We start from the raw sequence: 24,197 nt of genomic DNA on the forward strand, positions 1-24,197 counted from the left end.
GCCGGGCGCGGACACTGGAGCGACATGACCGCCAGCACTGGCACCCGCACGCTGACCGACGGCGACTTCAAGGTCGCCGACCTCTCCCTCGCGCCGTTCGGCCGCAAGGAGATCCAGCTCGCCGAGCACGAGATGCCCGGCCTCATGGCCCTGCGCGCCGAGTACGGCGACGAGCAGCCCCTGGCCGGCGCCCGCATCGCCGGCTCGCTGCACATGACCGTGCAGACCGCCGTCCTCATCGAGACGCTCACCGCGCTCGGCGCCGAGGTCCGCTGGGTCAGCTGCAACATCTTCTCCACCCAGGACCACGCCGCGGCCGCGATCGTCGTCGGCGACGGCACCCCCGAGCAGCCCGCCGGCGTGCCGGTCTTCGCCTGGAAGGGCGAGACGCTGCCCGAGTACTGGTGGTGCACCCAGCGCCTGTTCGAGTTCCGCGACTCCTCGGGCGAGATCGTCGGCCCGAACATGCTGCTCGACGACGGCGGCGACGCCACCCTGCTCATCCACCTCGGCACCCGCTTCGAGGCCGACGGCGTCGTCCCCGACACCACCGACGCCGACTCCGAGGAGTACGGCGTCATCCTCGAGACGCTCCGCGGCTCGCTGGCCGAGAGCAAGGACTACTGGACCCGCATCGGCCAGGGCATCGCCGGCGTCACCGAGGAGACCACCACCGGCGTCATGCGGCTCTACGAGCTCGCCCGCGACGGCCGGCTCCTCTTCCCGGCGATCAACGTCAACGACTCGGTCACCAAGAGCAAGTTCGACAACCTCTACGGCTGCCGGCACTCGCTGATCGATGGCATCAACCGCGCCACCGACGTGATGATCGGCGGCAAGGTCGCCGTCGTCTGCGGCTACGGCGACGTCGGCAAGGGCTGCGCGGAGTCGCTCCGCGGCCAGGGCGCCCGGGTCATCGTCACCGAGATCGACCCGATCAACGCCCTCCAGGCGGCGATGCACGGCTACGAGGTGACCACGCTCGACGAGGTCATCGGCAAGGCCGACATCATCATCACCGCCACCGGCAACAAGGACATCATCAGCGCCGACCAGCTGAGCCGGACCAAGCACCAGGCGATCATCGGCAACATCGGGCACTTCGACAACGAGATCGACGTCGCCGGCCTCGCCCGCACCCCGGGCATCGAGCGCACGACGATCAAGCCGCAGGTCGACGAGTGGCGGTTCGCCGACGGCCACACGATCATCCTGCTCTCCGAGGGCCGGCTGCTGAACCTGGGCAACGCCACCGGGCACCCCAGCTTCGTCATGAGCGCCTCGTTCTCCAACCAGGTGCTCGCCCAGATCGAGCTGTGGAACAACCGGGCGGCCTACGAGGGCCAGGAGCCCACGGTCACCGTGCTGCCGAAGAAGCTCGACGAGCACGTGGCCCGGCTGCACCTCGACGCGCTGGGCGTGAAGCTCACCGAGCTCTCCAAGGTGCAGGCCGACTACATCGGCGTGCCGGTCGAGGGCCCGTACAAGAGCGACCACTACCGCTACTGAAAAAGGACCCGGCCGCTCCCCGCGACACGCTTCGCGCGCCGCGGGTCCCTGCGGCCGGGCCGTTCCATCCCCTCACCACGGCGGGCCTTCCGGAACAGGAAGGCCCGCCGGACGGGGGGTCTCACCCGGGCGGGTGGGACGACTTCTTGCCCGATCAGCGCAGAATGGTCGCCGTGCCACCCACCGCTCCCCAGAACGGGCCCGCTCGCGGCCGAGTCCTCGTCGTCGACGACGACGCCGCCCTCGCCGAGATGCTGGGCATCGTGCTGCGCCGTGAGGGGTACGAACCCGCGTTCGTCTCCGACGGCAACCGGGCGCTGGGCGTCTTCCAGCAGACCCGGCCGGACCTGGTGCTCCTGGACCTGATGCTGCCCGGCCGCAACGGCCTGCAGATCTGCCAGGACATCCGGCAGCAGTCCACGGTGCCGATCGTCATGCTCACGGCCAAGGGCGACACGATCGACGTCGTCCAGGGGCTGGAGGCCGGCGCCGACGACTACGTCACCAAGCCGTTCAAGCCCGTCGAGCTGGTCGCCCGCGTCCGGGCGCAGCTGCGCCGCGGCGAGACGGGGCAGGCCGAGAACCTGAGCATCGGCGAGGTGCAGATCGACGTGCCGGCGCACCAGGTCACGCGGGACGGCGCCCAGATCGCGCTGACCCCGCTGGAGTTCGACCTGCTCGTGGCGCTGGCCCGCAAGCCGCGCCAGGTCTTCACCCGCGAGCTGCTCCTGGAGCAGGTGTGGGGCTACCGGCACGCTGCCGACACCCGGCTGGTCAACGTGCACGTCCAGCGGCTGCGGGCCAAGGTCGAGCGCGACCCCGAGAAGCCCGAGGTCGTCCTCACGGTGCGGGGGGTCGGCTACAAGGCCGGACCGCCGTGAGCGGAGCGGTCCGCGGCAGCGAACCATCCGGCCCCGTGAGCGCTCCCGGGCGTGGGCTCGCCGCTTCGCGCCCCGGTTCACCGACAATGGGGCAGTGACCGCCACCCGCTCTCCCGAGACGGGCACCGGCGCGGAGCCCACCGGGGGACCGGCCCCTGCCCGCTCGCGCCGCGAGGAGCTGCTCCGGCGACGACGGGAGCTGCGCCGGCGCGCGGTCCGCGCGCGGCGGAAGCTGCGCCGCGACAGCCGCCGGCTGGCCGCCCGCGCGCTGCACGCCTGGCGGTCCTCCCTGCAGGTGCGGATCGGCGCCATCACCACGGTGGTCGCCGGCACGGTCGTCGTGATCGTCAGCCTGGTGCTGTTCAGCCAGATCCGGGACCAGCTGCTAGACGTCAAGCGGCAGGCCGCCATCGACCAGGTGCAGGCCGGGGTGGTCTACGCGCAGAGCGAGGTCACCGGCATCGCGACCGGCGATGCCGCCAGCGTCCGGGCCACCCTGACCCGCACGGTGAACAACCTGCTCGAGCGCGGGGGCGCCGCCGGTGACTTCGACGTCGTCATGGTCTACCGGCCGGGCAACCCCGACCGCACCACCACGACCCGGCGTCCCCTCTACGAGTCGCTGCCCCAGGAGCTGCGGGCCGCCGTCGACGGCGGCAGCCAGGCCTCCAAGTACGACGTGATCCCGGACGCCGCGGGCACCGAGCGGCCGACCCTGCTGGTGGGCGCTCCGGTGGTGCGCGACGACCAGGCGCCCGACCGGATCGAGCTGTACTACTCCTTCCCCCTGCAGCAGGAGCAGGAGAGCCTCTCGCTCATCCGCAGCACCGTGGTGATCAGCGGCCTGGCGCTCACGCTCCTGGTCGTGGGGATCGCCGTGCTTGTCACCCGGCTGGTCGTGGACCCGGTGCGGCGGGCGGCCGGGACGGCGCAGCGCCTCGCCGAGGGGCAGCTCGAGGAACGCATGGCCGTGCGGGGCGAGGACGACCTGGCCCGGCTGGCCACCAGCTTCAACGCGATGGCCGACAGCCTGCAGCGGCAGATCACCCAGCTCGAGGGGCTGTCCCAGCTCCAGCAGCGGTTCACCTCCGACGTCTCCCACGAGCTGCGCACGCCGCTGACCACCGTGCAGATGGCGGCGGAGGTGCTGCACGAGTCCCGCGAGGACTTCGCCCCGCACGTGGCCCGGTCGGCGGAGCTGCTGCACACCGAGCTCGACCGGTTCGAGGCCCTGCTCACCGACCTGCTGGAGATCAGCCGCTACGACGCCGGGGCCGCGGTGCTGGACGCCGCCCCCACCGACCTGGGCGTGATCGTGGGCCGGGTCGTGGACGGCATGGGCGCCCTGGCGCGGCGGCACGACTGCGAGCTGCAGGTCTCCGTGCCCGCGGAGAGCGTGCTCGCCGAGACCGACGCGCGCCGCGTGGAGCGGATCCTGCGCAACCTGGTGGGCAACGCGATCGAGCACGGCGCGGGGCACCCGGTGGAGATCACGCTCGCCTCGAACCGCTCGGCCGCCGCGGTGACGGTCCGCGACCACGGCGTGGGGCTCAGCGCAGGGGAGGCGCAGCACGTGTTCGACCGGTTCTGGCGGGCCGACCCCTCGCGGGTGCGCACCGTCGGTGGCAGCGGGCTGGGCCTCTCGATCAGCCTGGAGGACGCCCGCCTGCACGGTGGCTGGCTGCAGGTCTGGGGCCAGCCCGGCGCGGGCGCCCAGTTCCGGCTCACCCTGCCGCTGGTGGCGGGCACCGACCTGACGAGCTCGCCCCTGCCGCTGCGCCCGGTGCGGCTGCGACGGCCGGGGGTGCCGCGGTGAGCCGGTCCCGGGCGCTCGCGGGCGCCCTGCTCGCGGCGCTGCTCCCGCTCGCGTCCTGCTCCACGGTCCCGACCAGCTCGCCGACGGTGGAGATCCCGCAGGCACCGGTCCGGCCGGCGGAGTCCGTCGGCATCGAGCCGCTGCCCCCCGCGCCCGGCGCCATCGCCGAGGAGGTCGTGCGCACGTTCATCGACGCCTCGGCCAGCACGGCACGCCGGCACCCGGTGGCCCGCCTGCACCTCGCGCCCGAAGCGGCCGAGACCTGGTCCGACGAGACCGGCATCAGCGTCATCGGCACCGACTACGCGATCGTCACGACCGACGCCGGCACGGTGTCCATCACGGCCAACCTCATCGGCACGGTCGATCCGCGGGGGGTGTTCACCGTCGCCGGCCGCGGGGTCTTCACCCGCGAGTTCCGCCTGGTCCAGGTGGACGGCGAGTGGCGGATCAGCGACCCACCCGACGGCCTGATCATGCTCCAGCCGGACTTCCAGCGGCTCTACGACGAGGTGCAGGCCTACTTCCTCGACCCCACCGCCTCCCGCGTCGTCCCCGATCCGCGCTACCTCGTCGTCGGCGACGCCCAGCCCACGGCGCTGGTGGAGCGGCTGCTCGGCGGGCCCTCGTCGGCCCTGGCCGCCGGCGTCTCCAACCCGCTCAACGGGGTGCAGCTGGGCCGCTCCGTGGTGGTCGAGGACGGCACCGCCACCGTGGAGCTCACCGGGCTGCCGGCGGACTCGCCGCTGCTGGACCAGGTCTGCCCTCAGCTGGTCTGGTCGCTGCAGCAGCTGGGCGGCGGCCGGATCAGCGACGTCGTCGTCGTGGTGGACGGCGAGCCGGTGTCGCCGGAGCGCATCCCGGAGCGGCAGACGGTCGAGGACTGGGCGTCCTTCGACCCCGACGCCGTGCCGGTCGACGGCGTGGGCCACTACATCGACGCCGGCGGCCTGCGCACCGCCGTCGAGGGCGCGCCCACCCCCGGGCCGGCGGGGGAGGGCGTCTACGGCCTGACCAGCGCCGCCGTCGCCGCCGACCCCCGGAGCGGGCAGCTCTCCTTCCTCGCCGGGGTGCGGCCGGAGGGGACCGGGGCGACGCTCCTCGCCGGTCCGTACGACGGCCCGCTGACGGAGGTCCTCTCCGGTGCCTCGCTGACCGCGCCGACCGTGCCCGGGACCCGCGCCGAGGCCTGGGTGGTCCAGGACGGCACGACGGTGGTGCGCGTGCCCGCCGGAGCGCCGCCGCAGCCGGTGACCGCACCGACCCTGGCCGGGCTGGGCCGCACCGACGTGCTGCAGCTGTCCCCGGACGGCGTGCGTGCCGCCGTCGTCATCGACGGGCCGGAGGGCAGGCGGCTGTACGTGGGCACCGTGGTGCGCTCGCCCGCGGACGGCGCCGTCGTGCTGCGCGACCTCCGGGAGGCGGCACCGACGCTGGCCCAGGTCATCGACGTCGGCTGGCGCGACAGCAGCAGCCTGCTGGTGCTGGCCGGCGACGAGAGCCGGGACCGGATCGTGCCCTACTCGGTCGGTGTGGACGGCTGGGACCTGACGCGGGTCAGCACGTCCGGCCTGCCCAGCCAGCCGACCGCCCTGGCGGTGGCCCCCTCGCGACCGGCCCTGGTGAGCGCGGGCGGCACGGTGTGGCGGCTCGCCGGCGGCACCTGGAGCACCCTCGTCCGCGGCGCCGAGCCGCTCGTCGGAGGGGCGCCCTTCTACCCGCTGTGAGCCGGAGGCCGTCCACAGCTGGACGGCCCGAGCGGTCGGGGTGGTCGGTTGCCGGGCACGCTGGCCCGATGGGCGTGTTCCCGTCGCTGGCCGACCTCGTGCTGCCGCGCACCTGTGCGGGCTGCGGGGTGCCGGGGCGGAGCCTGTGCCCGCGGTGCGCCGTCCTGCTCACCGTGCCGCGCCTGGCCCAGCCCCGCCGGTTCCCGGAGGGGTTGCCGCCGACGGTGGCCGCCGGCGCCTACGCCGGAGCGGTCCGGCCGGTCGTCAACGCCTTCAAGGAGCACGGCCGGGCCGAGCTGGCCCGGCCGCTCGGCGTCGCCCTGGCCCTCGCGGTCGCCGCTGTGCGCACCGGCGTGCCCGGTCCGGCGCGGCCGGTGGTGCTGGTCCCGGTCCCGGGGTCGCGCGCCGCGCTGGCCGCTCGCGGCCGGGACCACGTCCGCGAGCTGACCGTCCGGGCGGTCGCCGAGCTGCGGGCGCAGGGGGTGGCCGCCGAGCAGCGCCGGCTGCTGCGCCGCCGTGGCCGGGTCCGCGACTCCGCCGGCCTGACGGCGGTCCAGCGGCGGGCGAACCTCGCCGGCACCTTCGTCGGCGAGCACCCGGACGGGCGGCTCCCGGCCGGTGCGCTGCTGGTGCTCGTCGACGACGTCGTGACGACCGGCGCCACGCTGTGCGCCGCGGCGGAGGCGCTGGCCGGCGGCGCGGCGGGGGGTGCGCCGCCGGTGCTGGCGGCGGTCGTGGCCGCCACCCCGAGGCCGCTCCCGGGGACGTCCGGGCGCGCTACCGGGTCGCACGGGTACCGGGTCCGGAACGTCCCTCAGCTGCACCACGATCGACTGTCGGGACCGGGGAGGAGCGACTAGCGTCGAAGCGACCAATGCCCGTCCCAACCGGGAGGTCTCATGGAGATCGTGGTCCGTGGTCGTAACGTCGAAGTTCCCGAGCACTACCGGCAGCACGTGGAGGACAAGGTCGGTCAGCTGGAGCGGTTCGACACCAAGCTCTCGCGCATCGACGTGGAACTCTTCCACGAGAAGAACCCCCGCCAGTCGGCCAACTGCCAGCGGGTGGAGATCACCCTGCGGGGCAAGGGCCCCGTCGTCCGCGCCGAGGCCTGCGGGCCGGACTTCTACGCGGCGCTCGACCTGGCCTCCGGCAAGCTGGACAACCGGCTGCGCCGGGCGGCCGACCGCCGCCGGGTCCACCACGGCCGCCGGACGCCGGAGAGCGTCCGCCTGCCGGGCTCGGGCCTCGACGCCGGCGTTCCCGAGCTCGCCATCGAGGCGCAGCTGGAGCGCGACCGCGAGCTGGCCGGCGGCCCGCACCTCACCGAGCTCGACGAGCACCTGCCCGGTCAGGTCGTGCGGGAGAAGCACCACCCGGCGACGCCGATGACCGTCGACCAAGCGCTCCACGAGATGGAGCTGGTCGGCCACGACTTCTTCCTCTTCCAGTGCGCCGACACCGGCCAGCCGACGGTCGTCTACCGCCGGCACGCCTACGACTACGGCCTGATCCGCCTCGACCCCGTCTCCGCGGACGGCGCCGTGCCGGCGTCGGCCGCGGTGGCGCAGCCGGCGACGGTCTGACCTGGGCGGGGCGCGGCCGCCGGCCGCGCCCCGCCCAGGTCAGTCACCGGGCAACCGGCCGAACAGCACCGCGTCCCGCCAGGTGCCGTCGCGCTGCTCCAGCGCGGCCCGCACGACACCCTCGTCCCGGAAGCCGGCGCGCCGCGCGACGGCCTGGGATGCGGCGTTGCCGACGTCGACGAACAGGTGCACCCGGGGCGCGCCCAGGCCCAGCGCCCACTCGGCGAGGGCGTGCGCGGCCTCCGCCGCGTAGCCGTGCCCGCGCGCCCACGGCGCGATCCAGTAGCCGATCTCCGGCCCGAGCCGTCCCGGGCGCAGGTAGGCGCCGGCGGAGCCGACGAGGTCACCGGCCGCCTCGACCGCGGTGGTCAGACCGGTCCCCTCGGTGCGCTCACCGGGCGCCACCTCCTCGACGAACGTCCTCGCCGAGTCCCGCGTGTAGGGCACCGGCAGCTGGCCGATCCACCGCTGGATGTGCGGGTCCTGGCAGGCGCGGTGCACCTGGTCGACGTCGCCGGGGCGGTAGGGCCGCAGCACGAGACGGCCCCGTCCAGAGGCTCGCCGCGAGCGTGCGAGCGGTGAGGGGGACGGGGTGTTTCCTCAGGCGTTGCCCAGGATGCGGTCCACCGAGATCTCGATGACCACGCGGGCCGGGTTCTCGCGGGGCTGCCGGTACCGCTGCGCGTACCGCTCGACCGCGTCGGCGACCGAGCCGGCGTCGTCCCGCACCACGGCCGATCCCTCCAGGGTCGCCCAGCGGCGGCCGTCGACCTGGCACACGGCGACGCGGGCCTGCCCGTCGCGGACGTGCCGGGCCTTGGCCGAGGTGCCCGACGTGATCACCCGCGCGGTGCGCGTCGCGGCGTCGTAGGTGACGCCGACCGGCACCACGTGCGGGGTGCCGTCGGGGCGCAGCGTGGTCAGCGTCGCGAGGTGCCGTTCGGTGAAGAACAGCAGCAGACCGGGGCCGGGGTCGGAGAGGTCGCGCGCCATCGGTGCAGCGTACGGATGGGACGCGTGGTGCCGCGGACGGTCGGGGGACCGCTCCCGGGGCCGGGCCGCCTACGCTGGGGACGTGGTGTTCTCCAAGATCCTCCGTGCCGGTGAGGGCAAGCTCGTCCGTCGACTCTCCAGGATCGCCGATGCGGTCGAGTCGCTGGCCGACGACTACACGGATCTCTCCGACGCGGAGCTGCGCGCGCTGACCGACGAGTTCAAGCAGCGGTACGCGGACGGGGAGACCCTCGACGCGCTGCTGCCGGAGGCGTTCGCCGTCGTCCGGGAGGCGGCCACCCGCACGCTCGGGCAGCGGCACTACCGCGTCCAGCTGATGGGTGGTGCGGCGCTGCACCTCGGCAACATCGCCGAGATGAAGACCGGTGAGGGCAAGACCCTCACCGGCGTGCTGCCGGCCTACCTCAACGCGCTCACCGGCGACGGCGTGCACGTCGTCACCACCAACGACTACCTGGCCAAGCGCGACGCCGAGTGGATGGGCCGGGTCCACCGGTTCCTCGGCCTCACGGTGGGCACGATCCTCTCCGGTCAGACGCCCGCCGACCGGCGCGCGCAGTACGCCTGCGACATCACCCACGGCACGAACAACGAGTTCGGCTTCGACTACCTGCGCGACAACATGGCCTGGAGCAAGGCCGACCTCGTGCAGCGCGGCCACCACTTCGCGATCGTCGACGAGGTCGACTCGATCCTCATCGACGAGGCCCGCACCCCGCTGATCATCAGCGGCCCGGCCGAGACGGCGGGCAAGTGGTACCTGGAGTTCGCGCGGCTCGTCCCGCTGATGAAGCGCGACGTCCACTACGAGGTGGAGGAGGCCAAGCGCACGGTCGCCGTCACCGAGGAGGGCGTGGAGTTCGTCGAGGACCAGCTCGGCATCGACAACCTCTACGAGGCGGTCAACACCCCGCTGATCGGCTACCTGAACAACGCGCTCAAGGCCAAGGAGCTGTTCAAGAAGGACCAGCAGTACATCGTCAGCAACGGCGAGGTCCTCATCGTCGACGAGTTCACCGGCCGCGTGCTGGCCGGGCGCCGCTACAACGAGGGCATGCACCAGGCCATCGAGGCCAAGGAGAAGGTGAAGATCAAGGACGAGAACCAGACCCTCGCCACGATCACCCTCCAGAACTACTTCCGGCTCTACGAGAAGCTGTCCGGGATGACCGGTACGGCCCAGACCGAGGCCGCGGAGCTGAACCAGACCTACAAGCTGGGCGTCGTTCCGATCCCGACGAACCGGCCGATGGTGCGGCAGGACCGCTCCGACGTCATCTACAAGACGGAGAAGGCGAAGTTCGAGGCCGTCGTCGACGACATCGCCGACCGGCACGAGGCGGGCCAGCCGGTGCTGGTCGGTACCGCGAGCGTCGAGAAGTCCGAGCTCCTCGCGAAGTACCTGCTCAAGCGCGGGATCCCGCACGAGGTGCTGAACGCCAAGAACCACGCCCGTGAGGCGTCGATCATCGCCATGGCGGGACGCTCGGGTGCGGTGACCGTGGCCACCAACATGGCCGGCCGAGGGACCGACATCCAGCTCGGCGGCAACGCCGAGTTCATCGCCGACGAGAACCTGCGCGCCCGCGGCCTGAACCCCACGGAGACCCCGGAGGAGTACGAGGCCGCCTGGGACGACGCGCTCGCCGCGGCGAAGGCCCAGGTCAAGGCCGAGCACGAGGAGGTCGCCGAGGCCGGTGGCCTGTACGTGCTGGGCACCGAGCGGCACGAGAGCCGCCGGATCGACAACCAGCTGCGCGGCCGGTCGGGCCGGCAGGGCGACCCGGGGGAGTCGCGGTTCTACCTCTCCCTCGGTGACGACCTGATGCGCCGGTTCAACGGCCCGATGCTCGAGTCGATGATGAACACCCTGCGCGTGCCCGACGACCAGCCGATCGAGTCGAAGATGGTCAGCCGGGCGATCCTGTCGGCGCAGACGCAGGTGGAGCAGCAGAACTTCGAGGTCCGCAAGGACGTCCTGAAGTACGACGAGGTGCTCAACCGGCAGCGCACGGTCATCTACGACGAGCGCCGCAAGGTGCTCGACGGCGCCGACCTGCACGTGCAGGTGCGCTCGATGGTCGACGACGTCATCGGCGCCTACGCCGACGGCGCCACCGAGACCGGGTACGCCGAGGACTGGGACCTCGAGCAGCTGTGGACCGCGCTCAAGGCCCTCTACCCGGTGGGGGTCACCGTCGACGAGCTGGTCGAGCAGGCCGGTGGTGACCAGACCGACCTGACGCCCGCCGGGCTCAAGCAGGCGCTCCTGGACGACGTGCACCGCGCCTACGAGGAGCGCGAGGGCACCCTCGGCGCGGAGGTCATGCGCGAGCTGGAGCGCCGGGTGCTGCTGTCGGTGATGGACCGCAAGTGGCGCGAGCACCTCTACGAGATGGACTACCTGCGGGCCGGCATCCACCTGCGCGCGATGGCGAACCGCGACCCGGTCGTGGAGTACCAGCGCGAGGGCTACGACATGTTCACCGCGATGCTCGACGGCATCAAGGAGGAGTCGGTCGGCTTCCTGTTCAACCTCGAGGTGAAGACGAAGGAGGAGCAGGAGGCCGAGGCCAAGGCCAAGCAGGCCGAGGCCGAGGCCAAGGCGCTGGCCGCCGCGCAGGAGGGGACGGCGAAGGTGCTGGCCCGTCAGGCCGCAGCGGCCCAGGCAGCTGCGGGCACGACCGCCGCGGCCACGGCCCGCCGGTCCACCCCGGAAACGGCTCCCGCCCCGTCCCTGGAGAAGAAGGCCCCCGAGCCCTCGTCCACGGGAGCTGCGCCCGCGCTGTCGGTCAAGGGTCTCGAGGAGCCCCGCCGGGCGCCGGAGAACCTGACCTACTCCGCGCCCAGCCTCGACGCCTCCCCGGCCGAGGGCGGCAAGGCGAAGGCGGCGAAGAGCGCGACCGTGGTCGGCTCCAAGGAGACGCCGCGCAACGCGCCGTGCCCCTGCGGCTCGGGCCGCAAGTTCAAGCAGTGCCACGGGGCATCCGGCGCCTGAGCCGGTCCCGTCGAACCGAGAGGGCCCCTGCCGACACCGTCGGCAGGGGCCCTCTCGTCGTGGTGCTCAGCCGACCTGGAGCACGGTGCAGCGCCAGCGACCGTCGATGCCCTCCAGCCGGGCCGCGACCGCGTGCGCCCGCCCGCCGCGGTGTGCCACCGCGCTGATCTCCGCCACGCCGTCGACCGGCTCGCACACGCGCATCCGCCCGACCACCAGGGGGGCGCTGCCCTCGGCGCACCACGCCGGCCGGCGGCCACCCACGAGCGCCGCGTAGATCCCCGGCGAGGTCAGGTCGCGGACGTGCGCCAGCGGGCGCCGGCCGGCCAGCGCCTCGAGCGTCGTGCGGACCAGGCGGTGCCCGGCCTCGACTGCCGGGGGCAGGTCGGCGCGGGTGGAGCGGACCGGGCCGAACTCGTCGGCCGGCATCCCCGTGATGGCCTGCCGGGGCGGCGGGCCGGGCCGGTGCACCGGGCGGGGGATCGCGCGGTCGGGCTCGACCAGGCGCAACGGGGTCCGCTCCTGCAGCGGCGGCTGCGGGGTCGGGACGACGGTCAGCCGGAGTGCGGGCCGGGCGACGGGCGGTGCGGTGCGGGTGGGTGCGGTCATCGGGAGCTCCCTGCAGCGTGGGGTGGGTCAGTGGGTGGGCGGGCGCAGGACCTGGCCCGGCAGGAGGAGGTCGGGGTCCGGGCCGATCACCTCGGCGTTGGTCTGCCACCACGCCTGGACGGCGTGCGCCACGTCGGCGGTGGAGGGCGCCGAGCCGGTCGCGGCCAGGTGCCGCTCGGCGATGTCCCACAGGCAGTCGCCGCGGACGACGACGTGCTCGCCGGCGACCGGCGCCTGCGGCCAGTCGGGGAGGACGTCGGCGCCGGGGAGAGCGGGGGCGGGAGCCGACGCTGCCCCGGGCCAGTCGGGCACCCCGCCGGGAGGCGCCGTCTCCTCCGCCGCCGCGACCGCGGGCGTCGCGACCACGACGGCGAGCCCGAGGGCCGGCGGGGCGATGCCGAGGCCGACGCCGAGCGCGAGGGCCGCGGCGCGGCGCGCCCCGGCGGGCAGCACGCGGCGCAGCAGCCCGTCGGCCATCCGGCCCGAGAGCCCGGGGAGGGCCGAGGCCGCGGTGAGGGCCAGCCCGAGCGCGCCCCAGCACCACACGAGCCAGGCCAGCAGCCCGGCCAGGTGCAGCACGAGGGCGTCGGCCCCCGCGGCATCCACGGTCGCCTGGGCGTGGCCGAGAGCGTCGGCACTGCCGCGCAGGGGCGGGGTGAGCGCGGCGAGCAGGACGGCGGCGACGGCCATGCCTGCCGCTGTGCCGAGCAGTCGTCGTACCGACATCACGCCTCCGAACCGTTGATGGGGCCACACTAAAACAAGCAAACGCATGCAAACGCAAGTATCGACGTGCATCTACGCTGGCGGGCATGCGGTGGCAGCAGCTGTTCGCGGACCTGCAGGCGCAGTTCGAGGCCGCGGAAGACGCGGAGGCGCGAGCGGAGTGGGCGTCGCGCGCCCGCGCGGAGATGGGGGCGGTCCGGCTCGCCGACCGGCTCGGGGGCTCGGTGGGTGCGCACCTCACGCTGACCTGCCGGGGCGCGGGACGGGTGAGCGGCGTTCTCGCCGAGACGGGCAGCGACTGGCTGCTGCTGACCGACGACCGCGGGCGCGACCAGCTGGTGTCGGTGGCCGCCGTGCGTGCGGTCGGGGGCCTGGGGCGCCTGAGCGCGATGCCGGAGGAGGAGGGGTCGGTGCGCGCGCGGCTGGACCTGCGCCGCGCGCTACGAGGTCTGGCCCGCGACCGGAGCGCGGTGCAGGTCGTCCTGGACGACGGCACCGCGCTGACCGGGACGGTCGACCGGGTGGGGGCCGACTACGTGGAGCTGGCCGAGCACGCCGCCGACGAGCCGCGGCGGTCCGGGGCGGTGCGCTCGGTGCAGGCGGTCGTCATCGGCGCGGTGGCGGTGGTGCGGCCGCTGCTGCCGGGGTGGGACTGAGACGTCAGGCGCGCTGCTCGGCGGCCGGTGCGTCGGCTGTCGCGGCCGCGGGCTCCTCGGGGACCGAGCCGGCGCGGGCCTCGGCGTACTTCTGCTGGATGAAGCGCTCGAGCTCGTCCACCTCGACGCGCCACTGGCCGCGGCCGCCGATCTGGATCGCGATCAGCTCCTTGCGCCGGACCAGCGCGTAGGCCTGCGACCACGAGACGTTGAGGATCTCGGCGACGTCGTCGAGGGTCAGGAAGCGGGGCGTGGGCATCTGCGGTCTCCGTCCGGTCGCCGCCCAGTGTGTCAGCCACGCCGGGGAACGTGCGCGTCTGTCCACACCCGAACGTGTGGATGACGGATGCACGGAAACGACTGCGTGCCGCATCATCGGCGTTCGAACGTCGTCAGCGGTCCGCAACGGCGTGTCAACGCGCGCTTCCCTGCGCTCGACGTGCTGGAAGAGGTGAGGCGCCGTGACCGCCCTCCGGAGCCCGGTCCCCGTCCCGGAGGCCGATCTGCCCGTCGGCCCGACCCCCCGCCGCGTCAAGGCCCCGACCTGGCTGGACCTGCGGCTGGTGCTGGGAGTCCTGCTCGTGCTCGGCTCGGTGCTGCTCGGCGCCCGCGTCGTGAGCGCCGCCGACGCCACCGTGCCGGTCTGGAGCGCGGCCGAGGACCTCGCCGCCGGGACCGAGCTCACCGCGGAGGACCTCGTGGTCGTCGACGTCCGGCTCGACGACGCCGCGAAGGCCTACCTGTCGGGCAGCGCGCGGCCCGAGGGCAGCGTCCTGTCCCGTCCGGTGCGCGCGGGGGAGCTGCTGCCTCGCACGGCCCTGGAGGAGCCCGGTGACCTGGTGCAGCTGGCCCTCCCGGTCCAGGCCGGCTACGTGCCGCCGGGGCTGCGGCACGGCCGGCTGATCGACGTCTACGCCGTGGCCGATCCGGCCGCCGGCGCCACCGGGCAGGCGGTCGGCAGCGTCACGCTGGTCGTCGGCCGGGCCCCGGTGCAGGCCACGACCGGCAACTCCGACGGGGTCCTCTCCACCCCCTCGACGACGATCCAGGTGGTCGTCAGCGTGCCGGCCGACGAGGCCGCCGACGTGCTCGCGGCGATCGCCGGCCGCCCGCTGGTGGTCGTCGCGCACGACTCCGTCGACACGTCCGCCGAGGCCGCGGAGCAGGCCCGGGCCAGAGCTGCGGCCCGCCCGTCAGCACCGGCCCCGGCACCCGCTCCGGCGCCCGCGCCGGCCCCGGCACCGGCCGCCCCGCCGGCCGTCGTCCCCGCGCCCGCCGCCGGTGGCCCGCCGGCGCCCGCGCCCGCGCCGGCCGGACCGGCCGGCTGATGGCGCTGCAGGTCTTCACCGCGGTCACCGGCGCCGGCTGGGAGTCCGAGCTCGTCGGCGCGCTCGACCGGGACGCCCACGGGGTCACCGTGGTGCGGCGCTGCGTCGACGTCGCGGAGCTGCTCGCGGCGGCCGCCACCGGTACCGGCCAGGCGGCCCTGCTCTCGGCCGAGCTCCGCCGGCTCGACGGCGAGGCGGTGAGCCGGCTGCACGCGGCCGGCGTGGCGGTCGTCGGCCTGGTGGAGCCCGGCGACGAGCTCGCGGTCCAGCGGCTGCGGCAGCTCGGCGTGGCCCAGGTGCTGCCGGCCGACGCCGATCCCGAGGTCATCGCCGCCGCGCTGCGCGAGGCCGTCGCCGGTGTGCCGGACGCCGGTCGCGACGTCGCCGACCCGCGCGCCGCCCTGCCCGCGCCGGCCGAGCCCGAGCCGGCACTGGCGCGGCCCGGCGGGCGCGGACGCGTCGTGGCGGTGTGGGGACCCACCGGCGCCCCGGGCCGCACGACCGTCGCCGTCGGTCTGGCCGACGAGGCGGCGCGGCTCGACGTCGCCACCCTGCTCGTCGACGCCGACGTGTACGGCGGCGTCGTGGCCCAGGTGCTCGGGCTGCTCGACGAGTCGCCCGGCCTGGCGGGTGCCGCCCGGCTGGCCGGCACCGGGATGCTGGACGCCGCGGCGCTGACCCGGCTGGCATGGGCCGTGCGTCCCGGGCTGCGGGTGCTCACCGGCCTCGCCCGGGCCGACCGCTGGCCCGAGCTGCGGCCCTCGGCCGTGGGCACGGTGCTGGAGGAGGCCCGCCGGCTGGCCGACCTCACCGTGGTCGACTGCGCCTTCAACGTGGAGGACGACGAGGAGCTCTCCTTCGACACCGCCGCGCCCCGGCGCAACGGGGCCACCCTGGCCGCGCTCGAGCAGGCCGACACCGTGCTGTGCGTGACCGGGGCCGACCCGGTCGCGCTGCAGCGCTGCGTCCGCGCCCTGGACCAGCTGCGCGAGGCGCTCCCCGACGTGGAGCCGGTGCTGGTGGTCAACCAGCTGCGCCGGGGACCCGTGCCCGGGGATCCGCGCGAGGAGGTGGCGGCCGCCCTGGACCGGTTCACCGGCCGGCGTCCCCGGTCGTTCCTGCCCGCGGACCGCCGGGCCACCGATGCCGCCCTCGCCACCGGCCGCACGCTGGCGGAGGTCGCGCCGGGCTCGCCCCTGCGCGCGGAGCTCCGCGCGCTGGCCGCGGACCTGGCCGGCGTCCGGGCGCCCGCGGCGGGCCGCCGACGGCTGCGGGACCGGCGGGCCGGGTGACCGCTGGAGTGTCGGCGGACCGGCTCCCCGTCGTAGCGTGAGGCACCGACCCGGAAGGAGACCGATGGTCGAGCGGCTCAGCACCCTGGACGCGTCCTTCCTCTACCTCGAGGAACCGGGCACGCCCATGCACGTCGGGGGCGTCCTGGTCCTGGAGACCCCGCCCGGCGGGCTCGACGCGCTCGAGCAGCTGATCGCGGCGCGGCTCCCGCTCGTGCCCCGCTACCGCCAGCGGGTGGTCGAGGTCCCCGGCCAGCTGGCGAACCCGGTGTGGGTGGACGACCCGGAGTTCGACATCGCCTACCACCTCCGGCGGTCGGGTCTGCCGCGACCGGGCACCCGCACCCAGCTGCTCGACCTGGTCTCCCGGCTGAACTCCCGGCCGCTGGACCGCAACCGCCCGCTCTGGGAGGCCTACCTCGTCGAGGGGCTCACCGGCGGCCGGGTGGCCGTGGTGACCAAGACCCACCCCGCGCTGGTCGACGGGCTCAGCGCCGTGGACATCGGGCAGGTGCTCCTCGACGTCACCCCGGACGCGCCGGCGCCCGAGCCGGTGGAGTGGGACCCGCAGCCGCTGCCGACGGGTCTGGAGCTGGTCCGCGACGCGCTGGAGGAGTACCGGCAGCGGCCGAGCTCCCTGGTGGAGGCCGCCCGAGCGGTGGTGACCGACGCGGGCACAACCGCGGCGCGCGTCGGCACCCTGGCCGGCGGGCTGCTGCGCACCGCACGGTCGGCGATCATGCCCGCGCCGCACAGCCCGATGAACGCGCCCGTCGGCCGCCAGCGCCGGGTCGCGGTCGCCTCCGCACCGCTGGACGACCTCAAGCGGGTCCGCAAGGCGCACGGCGGCACGGTCAACGACGTCCTGCTCACCGTGGTCACCGGGGCGCTGCGCGAGTGGCTGCTGTCCCGGGGCGAGCCGGTGGTCTCCTCGACGTCGATCCGCGCGCTGGTGCCCGTCTCGGTGCAGGACGAGGAGGGCGCGCCGGGGAACCGGGTCACCTCGCACCTGGTCGACCTGCCGGTCGGCGAGCCGAACCCGCGGGTGCGCCTGACCCGGCTCACCTACGCGATGCGCGGCGTCACCCAGCACGGCGAGTCCGTGGGCGCCGACAGCCTGATCGCGCTCAGCGGCTTCGCGCCCTCGACCCTGCACGCGCTCGGTGCCCGGGCCGCCCGCGGGCTGTCCCGGCGGCTGTTCAACGTGGTCGTCACCAACGTGCCGGGTCCGCAGGTGCCGCTCTACGCGGCCGGGGCCCGGATGCTCGAGGTCTTCCCCGTCGTGCCGCTGGCCCGCGGGCAGGGGCTCTCCATCGGGATGACCTCGTTCGACGGCACGGTGTTCTTCGGGTTCAACGCCGACCGGGACAGCGTCGGCGACGTCGACGTCCTGGCCGACCTGGTGGAGCAGGAGGTCGCGGAGCTGGTCGAGACGTCGTCCTGAGCCGCGCGGGGCCCGCCGGATACGGTTTCCCCTCCATCGACGAAGGGGGTGCCCGGGTGCGCGTGTACCTGCCGGCCACGACGAACGTGCTCCGGACGCTGGTCGACGAGGGGTTGCTGCCCGCGCCGCACACCGCGTTCGCGGTGACCCCGCAGCTGCGCGAGTTCTACGCGGTCAGCGAGGCCGAGGCCGACACCGAGGAGCTGGAGTACGCAGCGCTCCTCACGGCGGCACGGGCAAGCCTGCGGCTGATCGACCTGGATCCGCTGGCCGCCCGCCGCCGGGTGGTCCTCGCCGCCGACGTCCCCGACGACTCGGTCACCCCGATGGACGACCCGCACGTCGAGCACGGCGCCGCGCGCGTGACCTCCGGGATCCGGCTGGCCGACGTCGCCAGCGCGCACATCGACGGCGAGGACGCCGAGGACGACGTCCGCAAGGCCGTGAACGTGGTGCTGGAGGCTGACCTCGGCAGCGAGGACGCCCAGTTCGTCGTGGACGAGGCCGAGGGCCACGAGCTGGGCTGGTACGCCTCCCAGGAGATCGGCACGGTCCTCGAGCTGCTGTGAACGCCTGCGGGTGCGGCCCGCCGGCGCGTCCGTAAGATCACGACCCGTCTGTCAGCGTCGACGTCGGGAGCGCATCCATGCAGTTCGGTCGGTACTACGAGGAGTTCGAGGTCGGCGCGGTCTACAAGCACTGGCCCGGGAAGACCGTCACCGAGTACGACGACCACCTGTTCTGCCTGCTCACGATGAACCACCACCCGCTGCACATGGACGTGAACTACGCGGAGAAGACCACCGACTTCGGCAAGAACGTCGTCGTCGGGAACTACATCTACTCGATCCTGCTCGGCATGAGCGTCCCCGACGTCTCGGGCAAGGCGATCGCGAACCTGGAGATCGAGTCGCTGCGGCACGTGGCGCCGACCTTCCACGGCGACACCATCTACGGCGAGACGACCGTGCTGGACAAGACGCCGTCGAAGTCCAAGGACGACCGTGGCGTGGTCTACGTCGAGACGATCGGCTACAAGCAGGACGGCACGGTCGTCTGCATCTTCCGCCGCAAGGTCATGGTGCCCAAGCAGTCCTACGGCGAGGCCCGCGGCGGCGAGCAGCCCGGTCGCCCGGAGCCCACGCCCCGCGGCTGAGCCGGCCGGGGCGTGCGCCGGTCAGTCCGGCAGCACGCCCCAGCCGTCGAGCGTCTCCACCAGCCGGGGCGTGCACGCGAGCCCCGCCAGCGTGGCCGCGTCGGCGAAGACGGCGTCGGTGGCGTCGTCCCCGGCCGCCGGGACGGCGTCGTCGTCCAGCAGCGCGCACGCCAGGTCCGCGACGTCGTAGACGACGGAGGCGGCGTCGATGCGCACCCGGCCGACCTCGTGGCCCGCGCGCACCCGCAGCCCGGTCTCCTCGAGCACCTCGCGCTCGACGGCCTCGGCCACGGTCTCGCCCGGTTCCACCCGCCCGCCGGGCACCGACCACAGGCCACGCCCAGGGTCCTGGCCGCGCCGGATCAGCAGCAGCCTCCTGCGCCGGTCGTGCACGATCGCCCCGACGCACGGCACCACCGGGCGGTCGTCGCGCTCCTCCGGTGGCACGCGCGCAGGCTACGCACCGGCGCGCCTCGCCGCTCTTGACGATCGGCCTCCTTCCCGCGACGGTTGTCCCCGATGAGTGCCTCCCCGGTCTGCCCCCGGTGCGGCGAGCTGCTGGCCGCCCGCCCCGGGTCGGACGGGCACGCCTGGTGCCACCTGCACGGCGCCGTCACCCCGCTGCACCACACCGCGCTGGTGGCCCACGACGCCATCGCCGCGGTCACGGCCGACGCCCGCGTCCCCGCCTGGGTGCCCGACCCGATGCCGTCGGGGTGGGCGGTCACCGGCCTGGCGTGGGGCGGGGAGCCGGGTGCGCGGGCCATCGTCGTGGACTGTGCCGGACCGGCCCCTCTCGGTGGTTCCGCCGAGCTGGTGCTGGTGGCCGAGGAGCCCGGGACCGGAGTCGGGTGCGGCTACGCCGGGCTGCCGGGCCTCGACCCGGGTGATGTCATCGACGGCCCGAGCTCGGTGGACGTCAAGGCCGCCGGCCAGCGCGCCCCGCTGTGGACCGTCCCGACCTCGGACGACCGCGCCGCCTTCGTCGGCGAGGCCTACGGCGTCTGGTTGTGGCTGGTCACGTGGCCGATGAACGCCGCCTGGCTGCTGGCCGAGCAGCTGGAGCTGCTGGACCTGCGGGACCGCATCTACCCCGACCTGCCCCTGGGCCCGCCGGGGGAGCACCTGCTGCCCGGCTGCTGACCGCGTCCGCTCCGGAACCCGACCGGCTCTTCCATGATCGGCGCGTCGGCGGGGGCGGCCCTGGGGCCTGTGTTACTCATGGGACGAACGCGTCCGCCGCACCCGGCGGGCTGTCCGAGCAGGCTCGTCCTGCCCCTCGCACGCGCACCCCTGGAGGTGGCGGTGAACCTCAAGAAGGTCCTCACCTGGCTGGTCGTCGCCTTCGTCCTCTTCTACGTGATCCAGCAGCCGGAGGCCTCTGCCGCGCTGGTCCGCAACGCCGGTGAGGCGCTGGGCAGCGCGGCGTCCTCCCTGTCCGAGTTCGTCGGCTCCCTGGTCTGACGATGGCCGCCCCGGAGGGCGGGACGTCGGAGCCGGCGGTCCTGCCGACCCGCGCCGAGAAGGACGTGCGGAAGTACGTGCTCGCGGGCGAGGAGCTCACGGTCGCCACCCGGCGGCACTGGGCGGTGCTCATCGCGCCGACGGTCCGCTGGCTGCCCGTGCTGGTCCTCGGCGGATGGCTGCTGCTGCTCGACCCGGACAACCGGTTCACCACGGTCCTCGGCCTGCTCGTCGCCCTCGCGGCGTCGGCGGTCTGGGCCGTGCGCGTGGGCGAGTGGTGGATGCGGCACTTCATCGTGACGAACCGCCGGGTGCTGCTCACCTCCGGCCTCGTCGTCCGCAGCGTCACCCTGCTCCCGGTCCGCCGGATCACCGACCTCACGTGGAAGGAGACCCTGTTCGGCAACCTGCTCGGCTACGGGACCTTCCGCTTCGAGTCGGCCGGGAAGCTGAAGGCCCTGTCGGAGATCACCTACCTGCCGCACGCCGAGGAGCTCTACCGGAAGGTCAGCCGCCTCCTGTTCACCAGCGGCGGTGACGACGAGGGCAACCCCGAGAGCGCACCGGCGGCCCGGCGGGACACCGAGCCGATCACCGGCCTGCCGCCGCGCCGGTCCTGACCCGGCAGGTGGAGCGGGCTCCTGTGCGGCAGGCTGGCCGGTGATGCGGATCGACCTGCACACCCACTCCTCGGTGTCCGACGGCACCGACAGCCCCGCCGAGCTGCTCGCCACCGCGCGCGCCGCCGGGCTCGACGTCGTCGCGCTCACCGACCACGACACCACCGCCGGCTGGGCGGACGCTGCGGCCGCGCGCCCGCCGGGGTTGACCGTCGTCCCCGGCATGGAGCTGTCCTGCCGCTGGTTCCCCACCGACCAGCCGCCGATCAGCGTGCACCTGCTGGGCTACCTGTTCGACCCGCTGCACCCGGCCTTCGCCGCCGAGCGCGCCCGGTTGCGCGACGAGCGGCTGGCCCGTGCCGAGCGGATCGTCGAGGCGCTGGCCGCCGACGGCCACCCGGTCGACTGGGCCGACATCGTGGCGCACTCCGGCGGCGGGGTGGTCGGCCGGCCGCACATCGCCGGGGCGCTGGTCCGCGGAGGAGCGGTGGCCTCGGTGGAGGAGGCGTTCACGACGCTGCTGCACCACCGCAGCCCGTACTACGCGACGAAGGCCGACACCGACGTTCGCCAGGGCATCGCCCTGGTGCGGGCGGCCGGCGGCGTGCCGGTGTTCGCCCACGGGCTGGCCACCAAGCGCGGCCGGGTCGTCGGGGACGACGCGGTCGCGGCGATGGCCGAGGCCGGGTTGCTCGGACTGGAGGTCGACCACCCCGACCACAGCGAGCAGGAGCGGTCGCACCTGCGTGGCCTGGCCGACGACCTCGGCCTGGTGGTCACCGGCTCCAGCGACTACCACGGCAGCAACAAGACGACGCCGATCGGCGCCTGCACCACGGACCCGGCGGAGTTCGAGCGGCTGCTGGCCGCCGGCACCGGGACGGCGGTGCTGCGCGACTGAACCGTCGGCGCCCGCCGCTACCGTGGCCGGCATGCGCAACCCCACGGACGGCGGTGAGACGGTGCTGCCGGGCATGCCGCGCCGGCTGCTGCGCGCCTCGCCGAAGTCGCTGGCCGACTTCTCCGACTGCCCCCGCCGCTACCGGTTCGCCAACGTCGACCGGCCGGTGCCGCAGCGCGGTCCCCGGTTCGCCCACCACACGGTCGGCACGGCTCTGCACCAGGTGCTGTCCTCGTGGTGGGACCTGCCGGTGGAGCGGCGCACGCCGGGGGCGGCCCGGCAGCTGCTGTACGCCGCCTGGAGCCCCGCCGGCTTCCGCGACGACGAGCAGTCCGACCGCTGGAAGGCGAAGGCGGCCGGCTGGCTCACCGACTACCTCGACGGCGTCGACCCGACCGACGAGCCGCGGTCGCGGGAGCGCACCGTCAGCACGACCACCGAGCGGATGACGCTGTCGGGCCGGGTCGACCGGATCGACGAGCGCGGCGACGAGCTGGTGGTCGTGGACTACAAGACCGGCCGCTCGCCGAGCACCGACGACGAGGCCCGTGGTTCGCAGGCGCTGGCGCTGTACGTCCTGGCCGTGCGCCGCACGATGCGCCGTCCGTGCACCCGGGTGGAGCTGCACCACGTGCCCACCGGAACCGTCGCCGCCTTCGAGCACACCGAGCGTTCGCTGGCCAACCACGCCCGGCGGGCGGAGGACGTCGCGATCGACATCCAGGCCGCCATGGGCGCGGTGGACGAGGGGCAGGACCGCGACGCCGCGTTCCCCGCCGTCCCGGGCGTGCAGTGCGGCTGGTGCGACTTCCGGCCCAGCTGCCCGACCGGTCAGGCCGCCGTCCCGGCCCGCGAGCCGTGGGCCTTCCTCGCGGAGGAGTCAGCCGGCTGACAGCCCCCGGACGGCCAGCGAGATGCCCAGGGCGGTCATGACGACGGCGATGACGGCGTCGAGCACCCGCCACGCCGTGGGCCGCGCGAACACCGGACGGAGCAGCCGGGCGCCGAAGCCGAGGCCGGTGAACCAGGCCACGCTGCCCACGGCGGCACCCGCGGCGAACCACCAGCGGTCGTCGGCGTAGGTGGTCGACAGCGAGCCCAGCAGGACGACGGTGTCCAGGTAGACGTGCGGGTTGAGCCACGTGAGCCCGAGGACCGTGGCGATCGTGACCGCCAGGGCGGTGCGCGAACCCGAGGCGTCGGCGGAGAGCGCACCGGCCGGCCGCAGCGCCCGCCGGGCGGCGAGCGCGCCGTAGACCAGCAGGAAGGCGGCGCCGGCGAAGCAGACGACCGTCAGCAGTCCGGGTCGGCTGAGCAGCAGGGCCCCGGCGCCCAGCACGCCGGCGCAGATGAGCAGCGCGTCGGAGAGCGCGCACACCGCGACCACCGCGCCGACGTGCTCCAGGCGCAGCCCCTGGCGCAGCACGAAGGCGTTCTGCGCGCCGATGGCGACGATGAGCGAGAGACCGAGCCCGAGGCCGGCGAGGGCGGCGGTCCAAGCGGACGACGTGAGCACCTCCCGACCGTAGGAACTCCAGGACCGAAAGCCCAGCTCACGTTTCTTCAGCGGATGTAGCGTCGCTTACGTGGACCTCGAGCTCGGCCAGCTCCGGGCGCTCGCTGCCGCGGTGTCGACCGGCACCCTGGACGGCGCCGCGCGCGAGCTGCACGTGACGCCCTCGGCGGTGAGCCAGCGGCTCAAGGCCCTGGAGGCGGCTACCGGCCGGGTCCTCCTCGTCCGGTCCCGCCCGGTCCGGGCGACGCCCTCGGGGGAGGCGGTGCTCCGCCTCGCCCGTCAGGTCCAGCTGCTGGCCGCGGACGCCGCCCGCGAGCTGCAGGCGGACGACGCGGACGGGACGCCGGTCACCGTGCCGATCGCGGTCAACGCCGACTCCCTCGCCACCTGGGTGCTCCCGGCGCTGGCCCCGCTGGCCGGTGAGCTCCGCTTCGACCTCCACCGCGAGGACCAGGAGCACACCGGCGACCTGCTGCGGGACGGGACGGTCATGGCGGCGGTCACGGCCGAGGCCGAGCCGGTGCCCGGGTGCCGCGTCGTCCGGCTGGGCGCCATGCGCTACCGGCCCATGGCCACCGCGGCCTTCGCGCGCCGCTGGTTCCCCGAGGGCGTCACGCCGGACGCCCTCGCCGTCGCTCCCGTCGTCGTCTTCGACCGGAAGGACGACCTGCAGCACGCCTACCTGCGACGGTGGGGGATCACCCGCCCGGCCGTGCACCACGTGCCCGCCTCCGCCGACTACGTGCGCGCCGTCCGCCTCGGCCTGGGCTGGGGGATGGTGCCCGACCTCCAGCTGGCCCAGCCGACCGACGGCGCCGACCTCGCGGAGCTGGACCCGGACGGCGCCGTCGACGTCGTCCTGCACTGGCAGCAGTGGCGGCTGCAGTCCCCGGCGCTCGACCGGGTCGCCGAGGCGGTGCAGGCCGCGGCACGCACCGCGCTGACCCGCTGAGC

26 protein-coding genes are annotated in these 24,197 nt (G+C 74.6%); 19 read left to right on the forward strand and 7 right to left on the reverse strand.

Features of this window, described 5'->3' with window-relative positions; genetic code table 11:
• Positions 1 to 24: 24 nt before the first annotated feature.
• The 6 genes from ahcY to hpf all read left to right on the forward strand — a co-directional run bounded on the left by ahcY (position 25) and on the right by hpf (position 7,519).
• Positions 25 to 1,509: an adenosylhomocysteinase gene (ahcY, locus tag DQ244_RS10925; protein WP_113811479.1), complete on the forward strand. Its 1,485-nt coding sequence runs from the start codon at positions 25 to 27 to the stop codon at positions 1,507 to 1,509.
• 164 nt (positions 1,510 to 1,673) lie between these two features.
• Positions 1,674 to 2,390, forward strand: coding sequence for an MtrAB system response regulator MtrA (gene mtrA, locus DQ244_RS10930; protein WP_113811480.1), 717 nt, complete (start codon positions 1,674 to 1,676; stop codon positions 2,388 to 2,390).
• Positions 2,391 to 2,484: 94 nt separating this feature from the next.
• The gene (gene mtrB, locus DQ244_RS10935; RefSeq protein WP_113811481.1) at positions 2,485 to 4,206 is read left to right on the forward strand and encodes an MtrAB system histidine kinase MtrB; all 1,722 of its coding nucleotides are present in this window, start codon (positions 2,485 to 2,487) and stop codon (positions 4,204 to 4,206) included.
• The gene (locus DQ244_RS10940; protein ID WP_113811482.1) at positions 4,203 to 5,933 is read left to right on the forward strand and encodes an LpqB family beta-propeller domain-containing protein; all 1,731 of its coding nucleotides are present in this window, start codon (positions 4,203 to 4,205) and stop codon (positions 5,931 to 5,933) included. The genes mtrB and DQ244_RS10940 overlap by 4 nt, the downstream gene beginning before the upstream one ends.
• A gap of 68 nt (positions 5,934 to 6,001) precedes the next feature.
• Complete coding sequence (locus DQ244_RS10945; protein ID WP_233491320.1) at positions 6,002 to 6,793, forward strand: ComF family protein; 792 nt, start codon at positions 6,002 to 6,004, stop codon at positions 6,791 to 6,793.
• 39 nt (positions 6,794 to 6,832) lie between these two features.
• On the forward strand, positions 6,833 to 7,519 hold the full coding sequence (gene hpf / locus DQ244_RS10950) for a ribosome hibernation-promoting factor, HPF/YfiA family (protein ID WP_113811483.1): 687 nt from the start codon (positions 6,833 to 6,835) through the stop codon (positions 7,517 to 7,519).
• Positions 7,520 to 7,558: 39 nt separating this feature from the next.
• On the opposite strand, the gene DQ244_RS10955 is transcribed toward hpf, so the two are convergent.
• A complete protein-coding gene (locus DQ244_RS10955) occupies positions 7,559 to 8,056 on the reverse strand; it encodes a GNAT family N-acetyltransferase (RefSeq protein WP_113811484.1) in 498 nt (165 codons plus the stop codon).
• A gap of 63 nt (positions 8,057 to 8,119) precedes the next feature.
• Complete coding sequence (locus DQ244_RS10960; protein WP_113811485.1) at positions 8,120 to 8,512, reverse strand: pyridoxamine 5'-phosphate oxidase family protein; 393 nt, start codon at positions 8,510 to 8,512, stop codon at positions 8,120 to 8,122.
• Positions 8,513 to 8,594: 82 nt separating this feature from the next.
• On the opposite strand from DQ244_RS10960, the gene secA reads away from it, so the two are divergent.
• Positions 8,595 to 11,531, forward strand: coding sequence for a preprotein translocase subunit SecA (gene secA, locus DQ244_RS10965; RefSeq protein ID WP_113811486.1), 2,937 nt, complete (start codon positions 8,595 to 8,597; stop codon positions 11,529 to 11,531).
• 66 nt (positions 11,532 to 11,597) lie between these two features.
• Here secA and DQ244_RS10970 read toward each other — a convergent pair whose 3' ends face one another.
• Positions 11,598 to 12,140: an Rv3235 family protein gene (locus tag DQ244_RS10970; RefSeq protein WP_113811487.1), complete on the reverse strand. Its 543-nt coding sequence runs from the start codon at positions 12,138 to 12,140 to the stop codon at positions 11,598 to 11,600.
• 27 nt (positions 12,141 to 12,167) lie between these two features.
• A complete protein-coding gene (locus DQ244_RS10975) occupies positions 12,168 to 12,830 on the reverse strand; it encodes a LysM peptidoglycan-binding domain-containing protein (RefSeq protein ID WP_233491321.1) in 663 nt (220 codons plus the stop codon).
• Between the two features lie 122 nt (positions 12,831 to 12,952).
• Between DQ244_RS10975 and DQ244_RS10980 the strand changes: the two genes are divergently transcribed.
• A complete protein-coding gene (locus tag DQ244_RS10980) occupies positions 12,953 to 13,522 on the forward strand; it encodes a hypothetical protein (RefSeq protein ID WP_113811489.1) in 570 nt (189 codons plus the stop codon).
• A 4-nt stretch (positions 13,523 to 13,526) separates the two neighbouring features.
• On the opposite strand, the gene DQ244_RS10985 is transcribed toward DQ244_RS10980, so the two are convergent.
• Positions 13,527 to 13,781 carry a helix-turn-helix domain-containing protein gene (locus DQ244_RS10985; protein ID WP_113811490.1) on the reverse strand — a complete coding sequence of 85 codons (255 nt, stop codon included), beginning with the start codon at positions 13,779 to 13,781 and terminating at the stop codon, positions 13,527 to 13,529.
• A gap of 202 nt (positions 13,782 to 13,983) precedes the next feature.
• Between DQ244_RS10985 and DQ244_RS10990 the strand changes: the two genes are divergently transcribed.
• The 5 genes from DQ244_RS10990 (at position 13,984) to DQ244_RS11010 (ending at position 18,742) form a co-directional block, all read left to right on the forward strand.
• Positions 13,984 to 14,850, forward strand: a complete 867-nt coding sequence (locus tag DQ244_RS10990) for an SAF domain-containing protein (protein WP_113811491.1) — start codon at positions 13,984 to 13,986, stop codon at positions 14,848 to 14,850.
• Positions 14,850 to 16,142: a chromosome partitioning protein gene (locus DQ244_RS10995; protein ID WP_113811492.1), complete on the forward strand. Its 1,293-nt coding sequence runs from the start codon at positions 14,850 to 14,852 to the stop codon at positions 16,140 to 16,142. The genes DQ244_RS10990 and DQ244_RS10995 overlap by 1 nt, the downstream gene beginning before the upstream one ends.
• A gap of 64 nt (positions 16,143 to 16,206) precedes the next feature.
• A complete protein-coding gene (locus DQ244_RS11000; RefSeq protein ID WP_113811493.1) occupies positions 16,207 to 17,586 on the forward strand; it encodes a wax ester/triacylglycerol synthase family O-acyltransferase in 1,380 nt (459 codons plus the stop codon).
• 56 nt (positions 17,587 to 17,642) lie between these two features.
• Positions 17,643 to 18,155, forward strand: a complete 513-nt coding sequence (locus DQ244_RS11005) for a DUF6912 family protein (protein WP_113811494.1) — start codon at positions 17,643 to 17,645, stop codon at positions 18,153 to 18,155.
• A 77-nt stretch (positions 18,156 to 18,232) separates the two neighbouring features.
• Positions 18,233 to 18,742 carry a MaoC family dehydratase gene (locus DQ244_RS11010; RefSeq protein ID WP_113811495.1) on the forward strand — a complete coding sequence of 170 codons (510 nt, stop codon included), beginning with the start codon at positions 18,233 to 18,235 and terminating at the stop codon, positions 18,740 to 18,742.
• A gap of 21 nt (positions 18,743 to 18,763) precedes the next feature.
• Here DQ244_RS11010 and DQ244_RS11015 read toward each other — a convergent pair whose 3' ends face one another.
• Positions 18,764 to 19,189, reverse strand: a complete 426-nt coding sequence (locus tag DQ244_RS11015; RefSeq protein ID WP_113811496.1) for an NUDIX domain-containing protein — start codon at positions 19,187 to 19,189, stop codon at positions 18,764 to 18,766.
• A gap of 72 nt (positions 19,190 to 19,261) precedes the next feature.
• On the opposite strand from DQ244_RS11015, the gene DQ244_RS11020 reads away from it, so the two are divergent.
• The 5 genes from DQ244_RS11020 to DQ244_RS11035 all read left to right on the forward strand — a co-directional run bounded on the left by DQ244_RS11020 (position 19,262) and on the right by DQ244_RS11035 (position 22,619).
• Positions 19,262 to 19,885, forward strand: coding sequence for a DUF6758 family protein (locus DQ244_RS11020; RefSeq protein WP_113811497.1), 624 nt, complete (start codon positions 19,262 to 19,264; stop codon positions 19,883 to 19,885).
• A 162-nt stretch (positions 19,886 to 20,047) separates the two neighbouring features.
• Entirely contained in the window at positions 20,048 to 20,206 is a 159-nt protein-coding gene (locus DQ244_RS19650; RefSeq protein WP_199580345.1) for a hypothetical protein, read from the forward strand.
• 2 nt (positions 20,207 to 20,208) lie between these two features.
• Positions 20,209 to 20,826, forward strand: coding sequence for a PH domain-containing protein (locus DQ244_RS11025; RefSeq protein WP_113811498.1), 618 nt, complete (start codon positions 20,209 to 20,211; stop codon positions 20,824 to 20,826).
• A gap of 43 nt (positions 20,827 to 20,869) precedes the next feature.
• Positions 20,870 to 21,727, forward strand: coding sequence for a PHP domain-containing protein (locus DQ244_RS11030; RefSeq protein WP_113811590.1), 858 nt, complete (start codon positions 20,870 to 20,872; stop codon positions 21,725 to 21,727).
• 31 nt (positions 21,728 to 21,758) lie between these two features.
• A complete protein-coding gene (locus tag DQ244_RS11035; RefSeq protein WP_233491322.1) occupies positions 21,759 to 22,619 on the forward strand; it encodes a PD-(D/E)XK nuclease family protein in 861 nt (286 codons plus the stop codon).
• Here the strand turns inward: DQ244_RS11035 and DQ244_RS11040 are convergent.
• Entirely contained in the window at positions 22,608 to 23,243 is a 636-nt protein-coding gene (locus DQ244_RS11040; RefSeq protein ID WP_113811499.1) for a LysE/ArgO family amino acid transporter, read from the reverse strand. The two genes, DQ244_RS11035 and DQ244_RS11040, sit on opposite strands and share 12 nt — an antisense overlap.
• Before the next feature lie 70 nt (positions 23,244 to 23,313).
• Between DQ244_RS11040 and DQ244_RS11045 the strand changes: the two genes are divergently transcribed.
• Positions 23,314 to 24,195: a LysR family transcriptional regulator ArgP gene (locus DQ244_RS11045; protein ID WP_113811500.1), complete on the forward strand. Its 882-nt coding sequence runs from the start codon at positions 23,314 to 23,316 to the stop codon at positions 24,193 to 24,195.
• Positions 24,196 to 24,197: the final 2 nt, after the last annotated feature.

The sequence above is a fragment of the Blastococcus sp. TBT05-19 genome (genome assembly GCF_003319095.1).
In the GTDB taxonomy this organism is placed as follows: Bacteria; Actinomycetota; Actinomycetes; order Mycobacteriales; family Geodermatophilaceae; genus Blastococcus.

What these genes read in the sequence shown, in the direction of transcription:
- ahcY (WP_113811479.1), top strand. Translation starts at nt 25, where the DNA reads ATGACCGCCAGCACTGGCACCCGCACGCTGACCGACGGCGACTTCAAG.
- mtrA (WP_113811480.1), top strand. Translation starts at nt 1,674, where the DNA reads ATGGTCGCCGTGCCACCCACCGCTCCCCAGAACGGGCCCGCTCGCGGC.
- DQ244_RS10945 (WP_233491320.1), top strand. Translation starts at nt 6,002, where the DNA reads ATGGGCGTGTTCCCGTCGCTGGCCGACCTCGTGCTGCCGCGCACCTGT.
- hpf (WP_113811483.1), top strand. Translation starts at nt 6,833, where the DNA reads ATGGAGATCGTGGTCCGTGGTCGTAACGTCGAAGTTCCCGAGCACTAC.
- DQ244_RS10960 (WP_113811485.1), bottom strand. Translation starts at nt 8,512, where the DNA reads ATGGCGCGCGACCTCTCCGACCCCGGCCCCGGTCTGCTGCTGTTCTTC.
- DQ244_RS10970 (WP_113811487.1), bottom strand. Translation starts at nt 12,140, where the DNA reads ATGACCGCACCCACCCGCACCGCACCGCCCGTCGCCCGGCCCGCACTC.
- DQ244_RS10975 (WP_233491321.1), bottom strand. Translation starts at nt 12,830, where the DNA reads ATGGCCGTCGCCGCCGTCCTGCTCGCCGCGCTCACCCCGCCCCTGCGC.
- DQ244_RS10980 (WP_113811489.1), top strand. Translation starts at nt 12,953, where the DNA reads ATGCGGTGGCAGCAGCTGTTCGCGGACCTGCAGGCGCAGTTCGAGGCC.
- DQ244_RS10985 (WP_113811490.1), bottom strand. Translation starts at nt 13,781, where the DNA reads ATGCCCACGCCCCGCTTCCTGACCCTCGACGACGTCGCCGAGATCCTC.
- DQ244_RS10995 (WP_113811492.1), top strand. Translation starts at nt 14,850, where the DNA reads ATGGCGCTGCAGGTCTTCACCGCGGTCACCGGCGCCGGCTGGGAGTCC.
- DQ244_RS11000 (WP_113811493.1), top strand. Translation starts at nt 16,207, where the DNA reads ATGGTCGAGCGGCTCAGCACCCTGGACGCGTCCTTCCTCTACCTCGAG.
- DQ244_RS11010 (WP_113811495.1), top strand. Translation starts at nt 18,233, where the DNA reads ATGCAGTTCGGTCGGTACTACGAGGAGTTCGAGGTCGGCGCGGTCTAC.
- DQ244_RS11020 (WP_113811497.1), top strand. Translation starts at nt 19,262, where the DNA reads ATGAGTGCCTCCCCGGTCTGCCCCCGGTGCGGCGAGCTGCTGGCCGCC.
- DQ244_RS11025 (WP_113811498.1), top strand. Translation starts at nt 20,209, where the DNA reads ATGGCCGCCCCGGAGGGCGGGACGTCGGAGCCGGCGGTCCTGCCGACC.
- DQ244_RS11030 (WP_113811590.1), top strand. Translation starts at nt 20,870, where the DNA reads ATGCGGATCGACCTGCACACCCACTCCTCGGTGTCCGACGGCACCGAC.
- DQ244_RS11035 (WP_233491322.1), top strand. Translation starts at nt 21,759, where the DNA reads ATGCGCAACCCCACGGACGGCGGTGAGACGGTGCTGCCGGGCATGCCG.